General features: G+C 71.6%; 15 protein-coding genes. 9 read left to right on the top strand and 6 right to left on the bottom strand.

Annotation, left to right across the window (positions count from 1 at the left end; all coding sequences use genetic code 11):
* Positions 1-137: 137 nt before the first annotated feature.
* From HHL10_RS16505 to HHL10_RS16495, 3 genes are all read left to right on the top strand, one after another.
* Complete coding sequence (locus HHL10_RS16505; RefSeq protein WP_169161492.1) at positions 138-614, top strand: (2Fe-2S)-binding protein; 477 nt, start codon at positions 138-140, stop codon at positions 612-614.
* Position 615: 1 nt separating this feature from the next.
* Positions 616-2,895: a xanthine dehydrogenase family protein molybdopterin-binding subunit gene (locus HHL10_RS16500; RefSeq protein WP_169161491.1), complete on the top strand. Its 2,280-nt coding sequence runs from the start codon at positions 616-618 to the stop codon at positions 2,893-2,895.
* Between the two features lie 644 nt (positions 2,896-3,539).
* Positions 3,540-3,959, top strand: a complete 420-nt coding sequence (locus HHL10_RS16495; RefSeq protein WP_169161490.1) for a fucose-binding lectin — start codon at positions 3,540-3,542, stop codon at positions 3,957-3,959.
* 142 nt (positions 3,960-4,101) lie between these two features.
* Here HHL10_RS16495 and HHL10_RS16490 read toward each other — a convergent pair whose 3' ends face one another.
* The 6 genes from HHL10_RS16490 to HHL10_RS16465 form a co-directional block, all read right to left on the bottom strand.
* Positions 4,102-5,868: a PQQ-binding-like beta-propeller repeat protein gene (locus HHL10_RS16490; RefSeq protein ID WP_169161489.1), complete on the bottom strand. Its 1,767-nt coding sequence runs from the start codon at positions 5,866-5,868 to the stop codon at positions 4,102-4,104.
* A gap of 70 nt (positions 5,869-5,938) precedes the next feature.
* A complete protein-coding gene (locus HHL10_RS16485) occupies positions 5,939-6,268 on the bottom strand; it encodes a hypothetical protein (protein WP_169161488.1) in 330 nt (109 codons plus the stop codon).
* 366 nt (positions 6,269-6,634) lie between these two features.
* On the bottom strand, positions 6,635-6,994 hold the full coding sequence (locus HHL10_RS16480; protein WP_169161487.1) for a hypothetical protein: 360 nt from the start codon (positions 6,992-6,994) through the stop codon (positions 6,635-6,637).
* 17 nt (positions 6,995-7,011) lie between these two features.
* Complete coding sequence (locus HHL10_RS16475; RefSeq protein ID WP_169161486.1) at positions 7,012-9,528, bottom strand: cbb3-type cytochrome c oxidase subunit I; 2,517 nt, start codon at positions 9,526-9,528, stop codon at positions 7,012-7,014.
* A gap of 12 nt (positions 9,529-9,540) precedes the next feature.
* A complete protein-coding gene (locus tag HHL10_RS16470) occupies positions 9,541-10,488 on the bottom strand; it encodes a cytochrome c oxidase subunit II (protein ID WP_310734613.1) in 948 nt (315 codons plus the stop codon).
* The gene (locus HHL10_RS16465; protein WP_310734612.1) at positions 10,485-10,886 is read right to left on the bottom strand and encodes a c-type cytochrome; all 402 of its coding nucleotides are present in this window, start codon (positions 10,884-10,886) and stop codon (positions 10,485-10,487) included. Before HHL10_RS16465 ends, HHL10_RS16470 begins: the two co-directional genes overlap by 4 nt.
* Before the next feature lie 217 nt (positions 10,887-11,103).
* Between HHL10_RS16465 and HHL10_RS16460 the strand changes: the two genes are divergently transcribed.
* The 6 genes from HHL10_RS16460 to HHL10_RS16435 all read left to right on the top strand — a co-directional run bounded on the left by HHL10_RS16460 (position 11,104) and on the right by HHL10_RS16435 (position 18,049).
* On the top strand, positions 11,104-11,334 hold the full coding sequence (locus HHL10_RS16460) for a DUF6429 family protein (RefSeq protein WP_169161484.1): 231 nt from the start codon (positions 11,104-11,106) through the stop codon (positions 11,332-11,334).
* A gap of 207 nt (positions 11,335-11,541) precedes the next feature.
* On the top strand, positions 11,542-12,168 hold the full coding sequence (locus HHL10_RS16455; protein ID WP_169161483.1) for a phosphatase PAP2 family protein: 627 nt from the start codon (positions 11,542-11,544) through the stop codon (positions 12,166-12,168).
* A gap of 60 nt (positions 12,169-12,228) precedes the next feature.
* Positions 12,229-13,227, top strand: a complete 999-nt coding sequence (locus HHL10_RS16450; protein ID WP_169161482.1) for an SGNH/GDSL hydrolase family protein — start codon at positions 12,229-12,231, stop codon at positions 13,225-13,227.
* 1 nt (position 13,228) lies between these two features.
* Positions 13,229-14,635 carry an MBOAT family O-acyltransferase gene (locus HHL10_RS16445; RefSeq protein ID WP_169161481.1) on the top strand — a complete coding sequence of 469 codons (1,407 nt, stop codon included), beginning with the start codon at positions 13,229-13,231 and terminating at the stop codon, positions 14,633-14,635.
* Between the two features lie 59 nt (positions 14,636-14,694).
* Positions 14,695-15,582, top strand: a complete 888-nt coding sequence (locus tag HHL10_RS16440) for a c-type cytochrome (protein ID WP_169161480.1) — start codon at positions 14,695-14,697, stop codon at positions 15,580-15,582.
* A 121-nt stretch (positions 15,583-15,703) separates the two neighbouring features.
* Positions 15,704-18,049, top strand: coding sequence for a PAS domain-containing protein (locus HHL10_RS16435; RefSeq protein ID WP_169161479.1), 2,346 nt, complete (start codon positions 15,704-15,706; stop codon positions 18,047-18,049).
* Positions 18,050-18,069 lie beyond the last annotated feature (20 nt).

The following is an 18,069-nucleotide window of genomic DNA, read 5'->3' as shown; positions in this document are numbered from 1 at the left end:
GCCGCCCCGCTATCCTCGCGTTTCCGGCCGGGCCAGTGCCCGGCTCCACAGGCGCGGCCTCCCGCACTCGGACGCCGCGGTAGTTCCACGGCATGCCGCTTGCCATCGCGCGGGGCCTGCCATTTCAGGGGTGCTCCATGCCGACCTTCACGCTCAACGGCCAGCCCACCACGCTGGACCTCCCACCGGACATGCCCCTGCTGTGGGCGCTGCGCGACGTCGCCGGGCTCACCGGCACCAAGTTCGGCTGCGGCATCGGCGCCTGCGGCGCCTGCACCGTGCACGTGGACGGACAGATGGCGCGCTCGTGCATCACGCCGCTGTCGGCCGTGGAGGGCAAGCGCGTGGTCACCATCGAGCGCATCGACCAGGACCCGGTGGGCCGCCGCGTGCAGGCCGCCTGGCGCGAGCTCGACGTGGTGCAGTGCGGCTACTGCCAGAGCGGCCAGGTGATGGCCGCCACCGCGCTGCTCAAGAGCACGCCCAACCCCGACGACGCCGCCATCGACAACGCCATGTCGGGCAACCTGTGCCGCTGCGGCACTTACCAGCGCATCCGCGCCGCCGTCAAGGTTGCGGCCTCGTCGATCGCGCGTCCGACCAAGGGAGCCTGACATGAGCATCCTCGAAAGGCTCCAGCAGGGTGCCGAGGCCGACGCCGGTCCCGACGCCGCCGTGTCGCGCCGCGCCTTCCTGCGCGCCGGCGCCGCCGCCGGCGGCGGGTTGCTCATCGGCATCGCGCTGCCGGGCTGCTCGGCCGTGCCGCTCGGTGGTGGCCCGCGCAACGAGAAGCCGCCCGAGGCCGCCGTGGGCCAGGCCACCACCGCGCTGTCGCAGGACTCGCCGGGGCTGGCCTACAGCGGTTTCATCCGCATCGACCGCCAGGGCGCCGTCACCTTCATCGTCCACAAGGTCGAGATGGGGCAGGGCACCTTCACCTCCATCCCGATGCTGCTGGCCGAGGAGCTGGAGGTGGACGTGACCCGCGTCAGGCTGGAGCAGGCGCCGGCGGACAACAAGCTCTACGCCGATCCGCTGCTGGGCGGCCAGGTCACCGGCGGCTCCACCTCCATCCGCGGCGCCTGGGAGCCGCTGCGCCGCGCCGGCGCCACCGCGCGCGCCATGCTGGTGCAGGCCGCGGCCCAGAGCCTGAAGGTGGACGCCGGCGAGCTCACGGTGGCCAACGGCGTGGTCGCGCACCGCGCCAGCGGCCGCTCGCTGCACTACGGCCAGCTCGTGGACGCTGCCGCCCAGCTCGACGTGCCCAAGGACGTGCCGCTGAAGAAGCCGGCCGACTTCAAGCTCATCGGCAAGCCGGTGAAGCGGCTGGACTCGCCGGACAAGGTCAACGGCCGCGCGCTGTTCGGCATCGACGCCAAGGTGCCGGGCATGCGCATCGCCAGCGTGGCCGCCTGCCCGGTGGTGGGCGGCAAGCTCGCCGGCATGGACGAGGCCCGCGCCCTGGCCGTGCCCGGCGTGCGCCAGGTGCTCAGGCTCGACAACGCCGTGGCCGTGGTGGGCGACCACATGTGGGCCGCCAAGCAGGGGCTTGCGGCGCTGGCGCCGACCTGGAGCGGCGGCCCGCACAGCGTGCTCACCACGGACGCCATCGTGGCCGACATGGAGGCCGCCTCGCGCCGCGACGGCGCGCTGGCGCGCAGCGACGGCGACGCGCTGGGCATCCTGGCCGGCACCCGGGCCAGCCAGGGCGTGAACGCCATCTACCAGATGCCCTTCCTGGCCCACGCCACCATGGAGCCCATGAACTGCACGGTGGCGGTGAGCGCCGAGGGCTGCCAGCTCTGGGTGGGCACGCAGGTGCCGGTGCTGGCGCAGACCGCGGCGGCCAAGGTGCTGGGCCTGCCCGACGAGAAGGTGCAGGTGCACAACCACTACCTGGGCGGCGGCTTCGGGCGGCGGCTGGAGGTGGACTTCATCGTCCAGGCCGTGAGCTTCGCGCGGCAGGTCAACTACCCGGTCAAGTTCGTGTGGAGCCGCGAGGAGGACATCCAGCACGACATGTACCGCCCCTACTACCTGGACCGCATCGCCGCCGCGCTGGACGAGCAGGGCCGGCCCACGGCCTGGATGCACCGCATCACCGGCTCGTCGATCATGTCGCGCTTCGCGCCGCCGCTGGTCAAGAACGGCGTGGACCCCGACGCGGTCGAGGGCGCGCGCGACATCCCCTACGACATCCCGGCGCAGCGCGTGGAGTACGTGCGCCACGAGCCGCCGCTGCCCACCGCCTTCTGGCGCGGCGTGGGCGCCACGCACAACGTCTGGGTGGTGGAGAGCTTCATGGACGAGCTCGCCGCCAAGGCCGGGCAGGACCCGGTGCAGTACCGCCTGGCGCTGCTGGGCAAGCAGCCGCGGCTGCAGGCCTGCCTGAAGCTGGCCGCCGAGAAGGCCGGCTGGGGCCAGCCGCTGCAGGCCGGTGCGGGCGAGCGCGTGGGGCGCGGCGTGTCGGTGCAGTTCGCCTTCGGCAGCTACATGGCGATGGTGGCCGAGGCCGCGGTGAATGCCCAGGGCGAGGTGCGCGTGCGCCGCGTGGTGGCGGCGGTGGACTGCGGCCAGGTCGTCAATCCCGACACGGTGCGGGCGCAGCTGGAAAGCGGCGTGGTGTTCGGGCTGTCGGCGGCGCTGTGGAACGAGGTCACCGTGGACCAGGGCCGCGTGCAGCAGACCAACTTCGGCGACTACCGCGTGATGCGCATGAACGAGGTGCCGCGCATCGAGGTGCACCTGGTGCCCAGCAGCGACAAGCCCGGCGGCATCGGCGAGCCCGGCACCTCGGGCGTCACGCCGGCGCTGACCAACGCGCTCTTCGCCGCCACCGGCGTGCGGCTGCGCAAGCTGCCGGTGGGTGATCAGCTCAAGGCCGCCGCGGGCTGAGCGCTGCTGCCCTGACCCCGGGCCCGAGCCCCGCGTCGCCACTGGCGGCGCGGGGTTTTGTTTTGGGCGTGGCTGGGGCGCGATTCCGGTATTTCGGTGTGCGCAGGGTCGCGGGAAAGGCGTGCCAGTAAATCGATGTCGGCTTCTGAAACTCAGACAAGGCGCTGCGCGGATATTTTGCTGCTCGGTTGCATTCAATTCGGTTGATGGTATTTCATGCCGGGTGCGGATATGAACAAATACACGGGGCGACTCGCGGCCATGGGATAGAGGGCTTGGCCGCGGCATGAGCATGCCGGGCGCGGGCACGGCACCGCCGGTGGCATCACGATGCAAGCGGTCTGCGCCTTCTGCATGCGCATGCCGCACGCCGGCGCGGCGGGCCGGCTGGTGTTGCGGCTGTGCTCCCGCTGGCGCGGCTCCTGGGCGCCCGGGTGCTTGCTTCCACAGCCCTGGAAAATGGATTTGATATTTGATCAGGCGCCCCGGATTGATATGGGGCAAAACTCAGCATAAACCCATGACCGCAGTAACAACGTGTAATGTAGAAACTTTATGGACGGGAATAGCATGATTTTCGGTCGCTGCGGTGTTGCTGGATGGCAAAGGCCGGCGACCGTTTTAAAATCCTACTGGGAAATCAAATGTCTCAATTCGCATTCTCGACTTCGGCAGTGTCCTGGAATCAGAACGGCACCCACCTGCGCATTTACACGAGCGACGGCGCGAAGGTGACCGAGAAGTGCTGGGACGGTGGCTGGTCCGCCGGCGGTTTCGTCCAGGAAGGGCAGGCCGTGGGCGCCACTTCGTGGCAGGACGGCAGCGGCCAGATCCACATCCGCGCCTACGTCGCCAACCAGGGCAAGGTGACGGAGTACTGCTGGGACCGCGACCACTGGTATGTGGGCGCTTTCCCCGCCACACCGGGCAGCGCGGTCAGCGCCACCGCCTGGCAGGACGGCGCGCTGCACCTGCGCGTCTACGTGACGCAGCCCAACGGCCGCGTCGCCGAGCTGTGCTGGGACGGCAACGGCCCCTGGTATCCGGGCGCCTACCAAGGCTGAGGCGGCCGGGCGGCGGTCCTGGGCCGCTGCCCTCAAATGAGCCAAGTACCGGGGCCGCGAGGCCCCTTTCACCTTGGCGCGCGCCCGGGCCGAAGCGCCGGCCCGGGCCCGAGGCGGGAACCACCCCGAGCCGCTGTGACGTTCAGGGCTTCAGCCCGTAGACGATCAGCTTGCCGGAGAAGGTCGGCACGTAGACCTTGCCGTTGGCCACCGTCACCGGCGTGAACTTGGCGAAGTTGAATTCCGGCCCGTCGGACTGCTTGCTGTTCCACAGCTCGCGCGACAGGTCGTCGGCGTCGAAGGCGCGCACCACGCCGCGGATCTGCTCGATCCACGGGTCTTCCGGCGAGTCCACCTTGCGGTCGCCCTGCACCGCCCAGAGGATGCCGCTGCCCTGCTGGCTGCCGTTGGCCGACAGGCTCAGGATCGCGCCGGGATGGCGCAGCACCGGCGCGGCGCTGCGCATCACCGGGTCGGGCGCGAGCTGGCTGCGCGCCTTGTCGAAGCGGAAGGCTTGGATGTATTCCGACTCCGGCGACAGGTACAGCAGCGGCCCGTGCACCGGGCTCTCCCAATACACCGGCCCGCCCATGATGTGGTGCGCGCCCTGCGCCTCGGGCTGGCCGCGGCGCGCGCAGCGCTTGACACCCTGGTCGTCCACGCGGATGCCGAAGTACTCGGGCGGCCCGGCGTAGGCCTGCACCGTCTGCGTGAGCTCGTGCCGGCCATCGGCGCTGCGGCTGAACACGTGCAGCAGCCCCTGCTTGCCGCCGCCCACCATCGTGCCGGTGCCCGGCACCAGCAGCGGGCCGGAGCCGCCGAGGTCCACGTCGCACACGTCCAGCGCTTCCTGGTTCGGGGCCAGCGCCTGGTGCAGCAGCGGCTGCGGGCGCCGGAAGTCCAGCTGCAGCAGCGCGTTGGAGAGGTACACGCCCAGCGGCGGCGCGGCCGGGAAGCTGCCGTCAGCCGTGCACAGGTTCACCGGGTCGGCGGCGCGCGGCCCGCCGTTGCCGCTGAACAGGTAGACCCGGCCCGCCCCGTCCACCACCGGCGCGCGCCCGGCCTGCCAGAAGCCGATGCCGCCGCCCAGCCGCGTGCCGGTGGCGAAGCAGCCGCTGCGGCCCAGGGTGTCGAGGTTGAAGGCCATCACGTAGCCGCTGTAGCGGTTGACGTCCTCGCCCGTGCCCGGCGAGCCCCAGGCGACGATGAGGCGGTCGTTGGCGATGGCCAGGCCCGTGCGCTGGTTCATGAAGGCGGCGAAGCTGGTGCGCGAGGTGTCGCGCGCCAGCACCACCGGGCTGCCGGGCTTCTGGTTGCCGGTGGACAGGTCCAGCGCGTGCAGCGTCTGCACGTACTGCGCGCCGGCCTTGGTGCGCGACACCAGGTAGATGGCGTTGCGGCCGCGGTCGATCACCGGCGTGCCGATGACGCCGACGTTGCCCATGAAGGTGGTGGCGTTGTTGCGGAAATGGGCCGGGTCGTTCCAGGGCACCGGCCCCACCCGCGGCGCCCGGTTCGGGATGGAGGGCAGCAGCAGGCCACCCAGCGGCACCGTCACCTTGGCCGCCGGATTGGCGCCGGGCGGGTCGCCCAGGCGGCGCGCCCAGATGAAGCCGCGGCTGCGCCCGGTGCCGTCGGCATCGAAGGCGTAGACCAGGTTGTCGGTGGTGGCGACGTAGACGATGTTGCGCAGCCCGCCGCCGGTCTTCACGTCCGTGGCCACCAGCGGCTGGGCGTAGATGTTGCCCTCGACCTCCTGGGAAAACAGGTGGCCGAACTGGCGCGGGTTCACATTGGCCGCGGACAGCCGCTGCTCGTAGAGATTGGCGCCGGTGCGGGCGTTGTTGTTGCGGCTGGCCAGCACCTGCGCGGCCATGGCCGGAAATACCGCCAGCCCCGTCAGCAACACCAGCCAGCGGCCTGTTGTGCCGGCCGCCGAGCCCGCGCGCGAAAATGGCCTGAAAAGCCGCTTCATGGCCTCAGCGCACGATCACGGAAATGATGCGCGGCTTGTTGAAGGCGCAGCCGTCGGCAACGATCTGCACCTCCCGGTTATTCAGGAACGCGGCCATCAATACCGAGTGGTGCAGGGCCCGGCCGGGGTCGCCGGCATCGGTGGAATAGCCGGCATTGAGCGTGGGGCAGCCGGGATTGACGGTGGGCGCCGTGCTGGTCACGCCCAGCGCATCGGCGGCCGAGCTGGTGCCGATGAAGGTGATCTTGCCCCAGTCCGACACCACCCGGGCGGCCGAGGCCAGCAGGGGCGCCGACAGCAGTCCGGCCACCAGCAGGACATGGAAACGCTTCATGCCAAACTCCATCAGCTTAAAATCAATGACAAATTCAGGCGCAACAAAACCAACCGTCCGCCCGGGACGGATGGAAAATCGGAAGCGAGCGCTTATTCCAGGCGCAGGCAAATACCGCCGGCCCTGGAAATTGAGCCCCGTGCCTCCATGAATAGGTGCGGTCTGTCCGAGGAAAATACTGCAGCGCGCCGGGTTCGCCGAGTAAGTTGAAACGACAGCGGTAACCTTTTCGTAAGTTCATTGGGGTTGGTGTAGAGGAAACTCCTGCAGGCGCGGGGTTTTTGAAACCGGGTGTGCCGAAAATAAAAGATTTACCTGCGCCTCTTGAGCGTCCCTGGCCGCGCCGGCGTGGACGGGCGGGTCGGCTCAGCGCCCGCACACCGGCAGCAGCGCCAGCGGCAAGCCGGTCCAGGCCATGCCCACCAGCGCCAGCAGCGCGCCGGTGCGGCGCAGCACCGGCAACAGGTCGCCGCCGCGGCGGGCCGCGGGCCGGCAGGCGCGCCACAGCAGCCCCGCGCCGCCGGCCAGCGCCACCGTGGTGCCCAGCGCCAGCACCGCGCGCAGCGTCTGCGGCGTGATGCCGCCGCCCTGGAGCAGCGCCGTGCAGCCCACGGCCGTGGCGACATAGCAGAACGCGAAATGCGCCGCCCACAGCGCCAGCGGCGCCAGGCCGGTGCGCAGCCCGGCAAAGAAGCCGGGCGCGGGCGGGGGGTGGCGGGCGGTCATCGCGGCGCCTGCGGTATTCAGGGCAGCCAGGCCGCCGCCGCATGCGGCAGCAGCGCCACCACCACGCCCTGCGCGCAGCCGCCCCACCACAGCAGCGCGACGTTGTCCCAGGTGGCGCGCTGGCGCGGCGTCACCAGCCGCCGCCACAGCCGCGCCGCCAGGTAGGCGGCGCACAGCGCCATCAGCGCCATGTGAAAGCCCTGGTAGCCCAGCAGCCCTGCCACGCTGGCGCCCCAGCCGCTGGCCGTGGGCGCCAGCCCGGCGTCAGCGTGGCCCCGCAGCAGCAGCGCGAAGCCGCCCAGGGCCAGTGCCAGCGCGCCGCCCAGCGGCAGCAGCCGCCAGCGTTTCAAGCGTCCGGCCGACAGCCCGCGCCCCGCCGCGGCCCACAGCAGCGCGCTGGCGGCGAAGGCGCCCGCCGCGCCGGCCACGGTGGACAGCGGCGGCAGCGCCGCGCCCGGCGGTGGACACACCTCCAGCCGCATCGCCAGGTGCAGGTGCGCGAAGGCGATGGAGGCCAGCACCGTGGCGTCCACCACCTGCAGGATCACGGTCGCCCACCAGGAGTGCGAGGCCGTCAGCGCCGCGCCCACCGGCAGCCGCACGCCCTCGGCGACCAGCGCGTCGGTGGTGGCGGGCAGGCGGTCGGTCCGCCACAGCCAGGCCCAGACGCAGGCCACGGCCAGCAGCCCGCAGGCCCAGGCCGTCAGCACCCATTTCACCGTCAGCAGCAGGAAGAAGCCGGCCGTGCCCAGGGCGGCGATGAAGGGCAGCCAGCTCGGCCCGGGCAGCAGGATCAGGTGCCGCGGCTGCGCCCCGCGCGCGCTGGTGACGATGGTTTCGCGCGCGCCCGTGGCCGTGCCCGGCAGCCAGTGCCGCCCGGCCTGCACCTCCTCGGCCAGCGCGGGCCGGCGCCACAGCGGGTCGCGGCCGTCCACCTGCGGGATGCTGCGCGTGCCGTAGTTGGCCGAGGGCAGCCACTCCAGCGTCGGCGCGCGCCAGGGGTTGCCGTGCTCGCGCGCCGGACGGCGCAGGGTGCGGACCAAGTCAACGCTCAGCAGCCCCACGCCCAGCCCCAGCAGCGCCGCGCCCAGCGAGGACAGCAGGTTCGGCAGCTCCCAGCCCAGCCCGGCGTCGTAGGTGTAGACGCGCCGCGGCATGCCGCGCAGCCCGGCGATGTGCAGCGGGAAGAAGGCCAGGTGAAAGCCGCCGAACACCAGGCCGAACACCCAGCGCCCGCAGCGCTCGCTCAGGGTGTGGCCGTTGAGCAGCGGCAGCCAGTAGTACAGCGCCGCGAACACCGGGAACAGCACGCCGCCGATGAGCACGTAGTGCAGGTGCGCGACGATGAAGTAGCTGTCGTGCGCCTGCCAGTCGAAGGGCAGCACCGCCACCATCACGCCGGTGAGCCCGCCCAGGGTGAAGGTGAGCAGGAAGCCGATCACGAACAGCGTGGGCGTGTCGGCGCGCACGCGTCCGCGCGCCAGCGTCGCCAGCCAGCCGAACACCTGCAGCCCCGCCGGCACGGCCACCGCCATGCTGGCGGCGGAGACGAGCGTGAGCGACAGCGTGCCCAGCCCGGCGCTGAACATGTGGTGCGCCCACAGCGCGAAGCTGAACACGCCCACCGCCAGCAGCGCCGCGACGATGGCGCGCCGCCCTGCCAGCGGCGCCTGCACCAGCGCGGGCAGGAAGGTGGAGACCATGCCCGCGGCGGGCAGGAAGATGATGTAGACCTCCGGGTGCCCGAAGAACCAGAACAGGTGCTGCCACAGCAGCGGGTCGCCGCCGCGCGCGGCGTCGAAGTAGGGCCAGTCGAAGGCGCGCTCCAGCTCCAGCAGCGCCGTGCCGGCGATGACGGCCGGGAAGGCGAACACGATCATCACGCCCACCACCAGCATGGCCCAGGCATAGACCGGCATGCGCGCCAGGCTCAGCCCCGGCGCCCGCGTCATCAGGATGCCGATGATCAGTTCCACCGCCCCGGCGATGGCCGAGATCTCGATGAAGCCGATGCCCAGCAGCCAGAAGTCGGCATTGAGCCCCGGCGACTCGACGCGGCTGGTCAGCGGCGGGTACATGAACCAGCCGCCGTCCGGCGCCAGCCCCACGAACAGCGTGCAGAAGAAGGCCAGGCCGCCGAAGGCATAGGCCCAGTAGGCATAGGCCGACAGCCGCGGGAAGGGCAGGTCGCGCGCACCCAGCATGTTGGGCAGCAGGTACACCGCGATGGCCTCGACGATGGGCACGGCGAAGAGAAACATCATCACCGTGCCGTGCATGGTGAAGACCTGGTTGTAGGTGCCGGCATCGAGCAGCGTGTTGCCGGGCACGGCCAGTTGCGCGCGCATGAGCAGGCCCAGCACCCCGGCCAGCAGCAGGAACAGCAGCGCGGTGGCGATGTAGAGCTGGCCGATGAAGGTGTTGTTGACGTCGGTGAGGCGGCGCCAGCCGCGCGGGCTGGCCCACGCCCGCTCCAGCGCGGGCAGCTCGCCCTCGGGGCGGGGCAGCGTGTTCGGCAGCGGGGCGGTGTCCATGGCGATGACGGCTCAGCGCAGCTGTTCCAGCCAGGCGCCCAGCGCGTCCAGCGTGGTGGCGTCCAGGTGCGCGTAGCCGGGCATGCGCGCGCCGGGTTTCAGGGCCTGCACCTCCACCAGCCAGCGGCGCAGCGCGCCGGGGCCGTTGGGCAGCACGCCGGCGCCCAGGGCGTGGCGGCTGGCGACATGGGTGAGGTCCGGGCCGAGCCGGGCGCCGTCGGCCACGCCGCGCACGCTGTGGCAGCTGGCGCAGCCCTGGCGCAGGAAGGCCTGCCGGCCGCGTGCCAGCAGCTCGGCCGAGGCCGCGCGCGAAGCCGCCGGCTGCGCCTGCTGCCGCAGCCAGCTTTTGAAATCCCCGGCCGGCATGGCCTGCACATGCAGCGCCATCTTCGCGTGCTGCAGGCCGCAGAACTCGGCACACTGGCCGCGGTGCAGCCCCGGCTGCGTGGGCGTGATGCGCAGGTGGTTCACGCGGCCCGGGATCAGGTCCACCTTGCCGCCCAGCGCCGGCACCCACAGGCTGTGGATCACCTCGTCGGCCTGCAGCGCGATCTGCGCCGGCCGCCCCAGCGGCAGCCGCAGCTCGTTGGCCAGCCGCACCTCCTGCCCGTCGTCGGTGCGGTAGCGCACCTCCCACCACCACATCCGCCCGGTGACGGACACCACCAGCGGCGCCTGCGTGCCCGGCTGCTGCAGCTCGGCGGTGCGCAGCGCGGTGTAGGCCAGCAGGGCGCTGAGCGTCAGCACCGGGAAGGCCAGACCGCCGCCCAGCACCCACCAGGCCGTGTGCGGCGGAGGCTTTCCGCCCCGGCGCACGGCCCAGGCCAGCAGCCCGGCCATGAGCGCGAAGATGGCCGCGGCGCCGGAGATCAGCACCCAACCCAGCTCGCCCAGCAGCCCCGCCTCCACGCCGGCTGGGGCCAGTACGGACGGAGCCGCGCCGGAGATTGAAGCGTTCACCGCAGCGCCATCAGGTAGGCCGCCATGTCGCGTGCCGCCTCGGGGCTCACGCCCATGGCCGGCATGGCGGTGCCCGGCACCAGGGCCGGCGGGTCCTGCAGCCAGCGCTGCAGCAGTTCCGGCGTGTTGGGTACCGCGCCGGCGATGTAGCTGCGCCGGCCGAAATGCTCCAGCGTCGGCCCGCTGCGCCCGGCCGCGCCGGGCACTTCGGGGATGACGTGGCAGGCGCCGCATTGGTGCCGGGCCAGCAGCGCCTGGCCGCGGCGGGCGTCGGCCTGCGGCACGGTCTGGAAGCGGGCGTCGGGCGGGACGGAGCGGTCGCAGCCGGCCAGCGCCAGCAGCAGCAGGCCGGCCGGGCCGAGGGCGGTCAGGCGAGCGCGGCGTTGGTGTTCACCCACGCGGCGGGCGCGGCGATGGAGGCACATTGGGGCCGGTGGAACAAACGGCGTGCCCAAAATCCGGACGGTGGGACATCGATCCTCGTGGCGGCGTCCGTGCTCACCCAATGCCGCGGTCCGTCGCCATGAGCCAGCCTGCTTGACCGGCGTCCCGTCCGCCGGCTACCGGCCCGGCTGCCGTTGCCGCCATGCTTGGCGATTCCACGAAAGGAAATCTATGGAATTCGATGAGGAAAAGATCGACCAGGCGGCGCTGGCCCTCCTGTATCTCACGCTCCACGACGGCAACCGGGCCTGGAAATCGCTGGATTGGGAAGTGATGAACCGCCTGCATCGCAAGGGGCTGATTCTCGACCCCGTGAACAAGGCCAAATCACTCGTGTTGACCGAGGAGGGATTGAGCGAGTCGGAGCGGCTTTTCGAAGCGCTTTTTACAAAGCATGGCTGATATTCCTTGAAACCATCGTTTGCACGAATTCGGCAGCGGCTGCGGGTTGCGCTGGGGTAAATCCGCGCCCAGCCCACGCCCTGTGCGCACTGTCCGAAGGGCAGGGCGCGCATCGGACCGTGCACGCCCGCCGGCGACTGAAAACGACAGTGGAAGTCGCGCCTATTTCACGGCTTCGCGCCGGGCGCCCCGGCTAGACTCCGGCGTTTGCTTGCGCATCCGCCCGCGAAACGCCGGAAATTCGTGAATCAGGCCCTTTTTTTCGCTCTCAATGATCTGCGCTCCCCGTTCATCGATGCCGCGATGAACCTGGGCACGCGCCTGGGCGATTTCTGGAACATGCCGTGGATCGCGGCGCTGCTGCTGGTGCTGCTGGGGGCGTCTAGGCGGCAGGCCTGGAGCGCGCGGCCCGCGCTGCCGCCGCGGGAGCGGCTGCTGCAGCTGCTGTGGACCCTGCTGGCCAGCTACGTGGTCGCCGGCCTGGTGGTGTCGGCGCTGAAATTCGGCCTGCAATGGCCCCGGCCGGCGGCGCTGTTCGGGCCCGGGGTGGTGCACGCGGTGCATGCCCAGGATTCACCGTTCAGTTTTCCCAGCGGCCATTCCGCTTTTGCCATGCTGGTGGCGGCACTATTCTGGCCCTGCGCCGGGTGGTATGCCCGGGTATTGCTGGTTTTCTATGTGCTCTGGGTCGGTATTTCCCGTGTCAACCTGGGCATGCATTTCCCCGGTGACGTGATTTGCGGCTGGGCCGTCGGCGCGGCGGCAGTGTGGGCCGCGCGCCGGCTGCCGGGAATCCGGCGCCGGGCATTCGTCACCACCAAAACAAAGTCGTAAACAGTCATGCCGGAAATGAGTCGGTGGCGCGCCTTGCGCCCCCTGGGCTGGGCCTTGGTGATGCTCCTCGTCGTGGAAATTGCGCTGCAGGTGCGTGCGCAAATCAAGACGGGGCAGAGCGTCTATACCCTGATGACCGGCCAGGGCGCCCGTGCCATCGATCCGGTGACGGGATTGCGGCTGCTGCGGCCCCAGGCCGTCATCAAGGGCTCGGGCATGGAACTCGCCACCAACTCCTGGGGCCTGCGCAACCGGGAGGTGGCGCCCACGCCCAAGCCCGGCGACACCCGGCTGGCGCTGATGGGCGCCTCCTCGATCCAGGGCACCCACGCGCCCACCAATGACGACACCGCCGCCTCGGTGCTGGAGAGGCAGCTGCAGGCGCAGCAGCGGCGCATCGAGGTGGTGAATGCCGGCGTGGCCGACCTGACCGTGCCCGAGCAGCTCACGATGCTCACCAAGCGGCTGATTCCCGCGGGCGTGCACCTGGTGTACTGGTATCCCGGCGCCAACGACATCACCTGCCGCCGCCCGCAGAAAAATGCCGCCCAGTGGCGGATCGCGGTGCCGGGGCTGCCCCAGTGGCTGCTCACCCAGAGCCTGATCGTCAAGAACGCCTCGTTCCTGAAAAGCAAGACGGCCGCCTCCGACGCCTCCAACGGCACGCCCACGCTCAATGCCGAGCTGCTGGAACGCATCCTCGGCGACGGTATCCGCGCGGCACAGGCCGCGGGCGTGGACATGCGGCTGGTCACCATCGCCACGCGCTACGCCCCCAGCCAGACGCCGCAGGAGCGCGAAAGCTATGCCGCCTCGGCGCTGCATTTCCGGCCCTGTTTCAACGCCGATCAAATGATCGCCCACGTCCAGAAAATGAATTCGATCATCAGGGAGCAGGCCAGGCTTCACGGTGTGCCCGTCGTGGAGGCGGCACCGGCCATGACCGGGGAAGCCGGGTTGTTCGGCGATGCCTCGCATTTCTCGGTGCCGGGCGAAAAGCGCTTTGCCGAATTGCTGCTCGCCGATTTCCAGGCGCATCCGATGGTGGCGGAGCACTGACATGCAATTCGCGTCCTTCGCTTACCTGGTTTTCCTGAGCGCCGTGGTGCTCGCCGCCCTGGCGCTGCCGCCCAGGGGCCTGTCCAAGCGCCTGCTGCTGCTGCTGGCGAGCTACGGTTTCTATGGGCTGCTGGACCTGCGCTTCCTGCCGGTGCTGTGGGGCGTCACGGCCGTGGCCTATGCGGGCGGGCTGATGATCCACCGCGCCGCCGAGGCACAGCGCAAGCCGATCCTGGTGGGCACGCTGACGCTGCTGCTGGCCTCGCTGTGCGTGTTCCGCTACGTGCCCACGCTGGGGCAGAGCCACCAGGCGCTGCTGCAGGGGCTGGGGCTGCAGCCCGACACGCTGCTGGGCCAGTGGTTCGTGCCGGTGGGCCTGTCCTTCTATACCTTCGTGGCCATCGGCTACCTGGTGGACATCTACCGCCGCAAGATCGAGCCCACGCGCGACCCGCTGACGCTGGCGCTGTTCACCGCCTTCTTCCCGCAGGTGCTGTCCGGCCCGATCGGGCGCGCGGCGCACCTGATGCCGCAGCTGCAGGCGCTGCCGCGCGCCTCGGCGCAGCAGATCCAGGACGGCATCGCGCTGATGCTGCGCGGCTTCGCCAAGAAGCTGCTGCTGGCCGACGTGCTGGGCGTGCACATCATCGCGCCGGCCTTCGACCACACCGCCAGCGCCAGCGGCCTGCTGCTGCTGGTCGGGCTGTATGCCTACACGCTGCAGATCTATTTCGATCTCTCGGGCTATACCGACCTGGCCCGCGGCGCCGGCAAATTGCTGGGCATCGAACTGGCGCGCAATTTCAACTTGCCCTACCAGGCGCGCAGCATTTCGGAGTTCTGGACGCGCTGGCACATGTCGATGTCCTCGTTTTTCCGGGACTACCTGTATTTCGGCCTGGGCGGTTCCAAGGACGGCAACGTCTACCTGAACCTGCTGGTCACCTTCGTGGCGATCGGCATCTGGCACGGCGCGGGCTGGAATTTCGCGATCTACGGCACGCTGCACGGCGGCCTGGTGGCGTTCGAACGCTATTGCCGCGGCAACGAGGCGGCGCTGCCGGCGCGGGCCTATGCCCGCATCCAGGGCGTGCTGTTCACCTTCCATTTCGTGGTGCTGACCCGGGTGCTGTTCCGCGAGGCCGATTTCCCGCAGGCCGTGGAATACCTGCAGCGGCTCGTTTCCCCGTCGGCGTGGAGCGAGTCGGCCGCGCTCGGCCCGGTGGCCTGGGCCGCCATGGCGGTGGGCATGGTGCTGGTGTTCCTGCCGCAGCGCTTCTTCGGGCAGGTTGCGCAGCGCTACCTGCACGCGCCGGAGCTGGCCAAGGCGCTGGCCATCGTGCTGCTGACCTACGGCGCCACGGCGCTGTCGCCCAATCCGGCGGCCTTCGTGTACTTCCGGTTCTGAGCGCCCGGCCCGAACAGGGCCCGGCGCTTGCCCTCACCGCGCGTCCGACCGCGACGCGCATGAAGACCGTCCTGCTGACCCTGCTCACCGCCGCCGTGCTGGCGCTGGCCGGCACGGGGCTGTTCGTGTGGGGCGGCTGGTACGACACCTCGGCCACCACCGGCCACACCGCGCCGGTGTACCGGCTGCTGGAAGTGACCATGCGCCGCGCCGTGCAGGCGCGCGCCGCCGACGTGGCCGAGCCGGCCTCGCGCTTCGAGCCCGCCGTGCAGCGCCGCGGCGCGGCCTGCTACCGCGACCACTGCGTGCAATGCCACGGCGGCCCGGGCGTGGCGCAGCTCGACATCGGCAAGAGCCTGCAGCCGCTGCCCGGCCCGCTGGTGGACGCGGCGCGGCGCTGGCGCGGGCGCGAGATCTACTGGATCACGCGCCACGGCATCAAGATGAGCGGCATGCCGGCCTGGGAGCTGCGCCTGTCGGACGCGGATCTCTGGGCCGTCTCCGGCTTCGTCGAGCGCCTGGCCGAGCTGTCGCCGCCCGCCTACCGCGCCGCAATGGAAGACGCCCAGCCGCTGCCGTGCCTCACCGCCTCCGCCACGCAGGCCGGCTGCGCCGGCGCGCATTGCGCCCCGCCCACCGCCGACCTGCAACCCTTGCAGCCGCGCGACCTCGATGCGCAGGCGCGGCTGGCGCTGCACCAGTACGCCTGCTCGGCCTGCCACCGCATCCCCGGGCTGGTCGGACCGGAAACCGACGTGGGCCCGCCGCTGCACGGGCTGGGCCGGCGCGAGCGCATCGCCGGCGGCCGGCTGCCCGCCGGCGAGGAGGCGCTGGTGCGCTGGATTCGCGATCCGCAGGGCGTCGATCCCAGCAGCGCCATGCCCGACATGGGGGTCACCGAGGCCCATGCGCAGCTGATGGCGCGCTACCTGCTGCAGCAGCGCTGAGCCCGGGCGGCCTCGGGCCTCGCGAAGCTCCGGCGGCGCGTGACGGCTCGTCCCGGGTGGGCAGCCCGGCACCGCGGCGCTAGCGTCCGAGCCGGCACGCCGCCGCCCGCAATGGACTGCCATGAACGACCGAGCCCTGCTGGACGCCGATCTGGACCTGCCCTGGGGCGGTGGCGCCGCCTTCGTGGTGGACCATGAGCTGCGTTACCTCATGGCCGATGGCGAGGCGCTGCACGCCGCGGGCCTGCGCCCCGAGGACCTGGTGGGCAAGACCATCTTCGAGGCGCTGGAGCCGGCCCTGGTCCGCGAAGTCGAGCCCCGCTACCGCCAGGCGCTCGCCGGCGAGCCCTTCAGCGTCGAGCACGAGTCCCACGGCCGGCACTACCGCACGCGCGGCGTGCCGCTGCGCGACGGCGCCGGGCGCATCTGCGCGGCGCTGGCGGTGTCGCAGGACATCACCGCGCAGCGCGAGGCGCAGGCCCTGCACGCCCGGCTCCAGGACTGGGCCCGGGGCCGGGCCTACCTGCTGCGTCTCAATGCCGCGCTGCGTCCGCTGGGCGACGCCGCCGCCATCCAGCGCGAGGCCAGCCGGGTGCTGCGCGAGCACCTGGGCGCGGACCGGGTGGCCTGCAGCGAGTGGGTGAGCACCGACGAGGTGCTGGTGGTGGCGGCCGACCAGGCGCCGGGCCGGCCCGTGCTGGAGGGCCGGCGCCTGCGCCTGTCCGACTATGGCCAGGGATTGGAGGCGGAATTCGGCCTGGGCCGCACCACCTGGCGCGAGAACGTCGGCGCCGATCCGCGCCACTCGGCCGCCGAGCAGGCCGGCCATGCCGCGCTGCAGATCGCCGCCTGGGCCAACGCGCCACTGGTCAAGGGCGGCCGGCTGGTGGCGATGCTGACGGTGCAGTTCGCTGCGGCCCATGCCTGGACGGCCGACGAGCTCACGCTGATCGAGGAAACCGCCGAGCGCACCTGGGCCGCGGCCGAGCGCGAGCGTGCCGAGAGCGCGCTGGCGGCGGAGCATGCGCGGCTGAGGGCCACGGTGGCGGCGCTGCACCAGAGCGAGCAGCGCTTCCGGCTGCTGGTGGAGGCCATCAGCCAGGCGGTGTGGGAAGCCGACGCCGAGGGCCGCATCGTCACCGACTCGCCGTCCTGGCGTGCCTACACCGGCCAGAGCCTGGAGCAGTGGCTGGGCGAGGGCTGGGCCGAGGCCGTGCATCCGCAAGACCGCGCCTTTGCCCTGCGCCAGTGGCGCGAGGCGGTGGCGGCGCGGCGCCGCGTCGATGCCGAGTTCCGGCTGTGCCGCGCCGGCGGGGGCTGGTCCTGGACCCACGTGCAGGCCGCACCGCTGCTCGACGCTGAGGGCCGGGTGCTCAAGTGGGTCGGCATGAACATCGACGTCAGCGGGCGCCGCCGCGCCGAGGAGACGCTGAGCACCGTCGCCAACCTCGTGCCGGACCTGCTGTGGCGCAACGACCCGGCCGGCCGGGTCGAGTGGTTCAACGAGCGCTGGTACGAGTACACCGGCCAGGCCCGCGACGAGGGCTTGGGCGAGCGCTGGGTCGAATTGCTGCATCCGGAAGACCGCCAGGAAACGCAGCGGCTGTGGCGCGAGGCACTGGCGCGGGAGCAGACGCTCATGCGCGAGCACCGGCTGCGCGGCCGTGACGGCGCTTACCGCTGGTTCCTGGTGCGGGCCGAGCCCTTTCGCGACCATGGCGGGCGCGTGTGCGCCTGGTTCGGCTCGGCCACCGACGTGCACGAGCAGCGCCTGTCGCGCGAGCTGCTGGAGCAGCGCGTGGCCGAGCGCACGCAGGCGCTGCGGCAGTTGCTGGCGCACCTGGAGGGCGTGCAGGACGAGGAACGCCGGCGCATCGCGCGCGAGCTGCACGACGGGCTGGGGCAGGTGCTGTCCTCGGTGGCGCTGGGGCTGAGCGCGCTGCGCCAGGCGCCGCAGGAACCCGCGGCGCGCGAGAAGCTGGAGCGGCTGCACGAGCTGATGCAGCGGCTGGACCGCGAGCTCGACCGCATCGTCTTCATCCTGCGGCCCACGGCACTGGAGGACTGCGGGCTGGGCGAGGGCGTGATGGCCTACGTGCAGACCTGGTCCGAGCTCACCGGCGTGGCGGTGGACCTGGAGCTGCACGGCCTGGAGCGGGCGCGGCTGAGCGCGCCGGTGGAGGCCGCCACCTTCCGCGTGGTGCAGGAGGCGCTGACCAACGTGGCCAAGCACGCGCGGGCCACGCGCGTGGGCCTGAGCCTGGAGCGCCGCCGCGGGCTGCTGGTGGGCAGCATCGAGGACGACGGCATGGGCTTCGACAGCGGCGAGGGCGCAGGGGCGGCCGGCCGCGCGCACTGGGGCCTGCTGGGCATGCAGGAGCGCATCGAGACCCTGGGCGGCAGTTTCAGCATCGAGTCGCGCCCGGGGCAGGGGACGGCGGTGCTGTGGCGGGTGCCGCTGGGGTGAGGCCCCTCACCCGGCTCGCA

Source organism: Azohydromonas caseinilytica (assembly GCF_012927045.1).
Classification (GTDB): Bacteria; Pseudomonadota; Gammaproteobacteria; order Burkholderiales; family Burkholderiaceae_C; genus Azohydromonas; species Azohydromonas caseinilytica.
The sequence above is the reverse complement of the archived record's forward strand: the minus strand, read 5'-3'. Positions and strand labels throughout refer to the sequence as shown.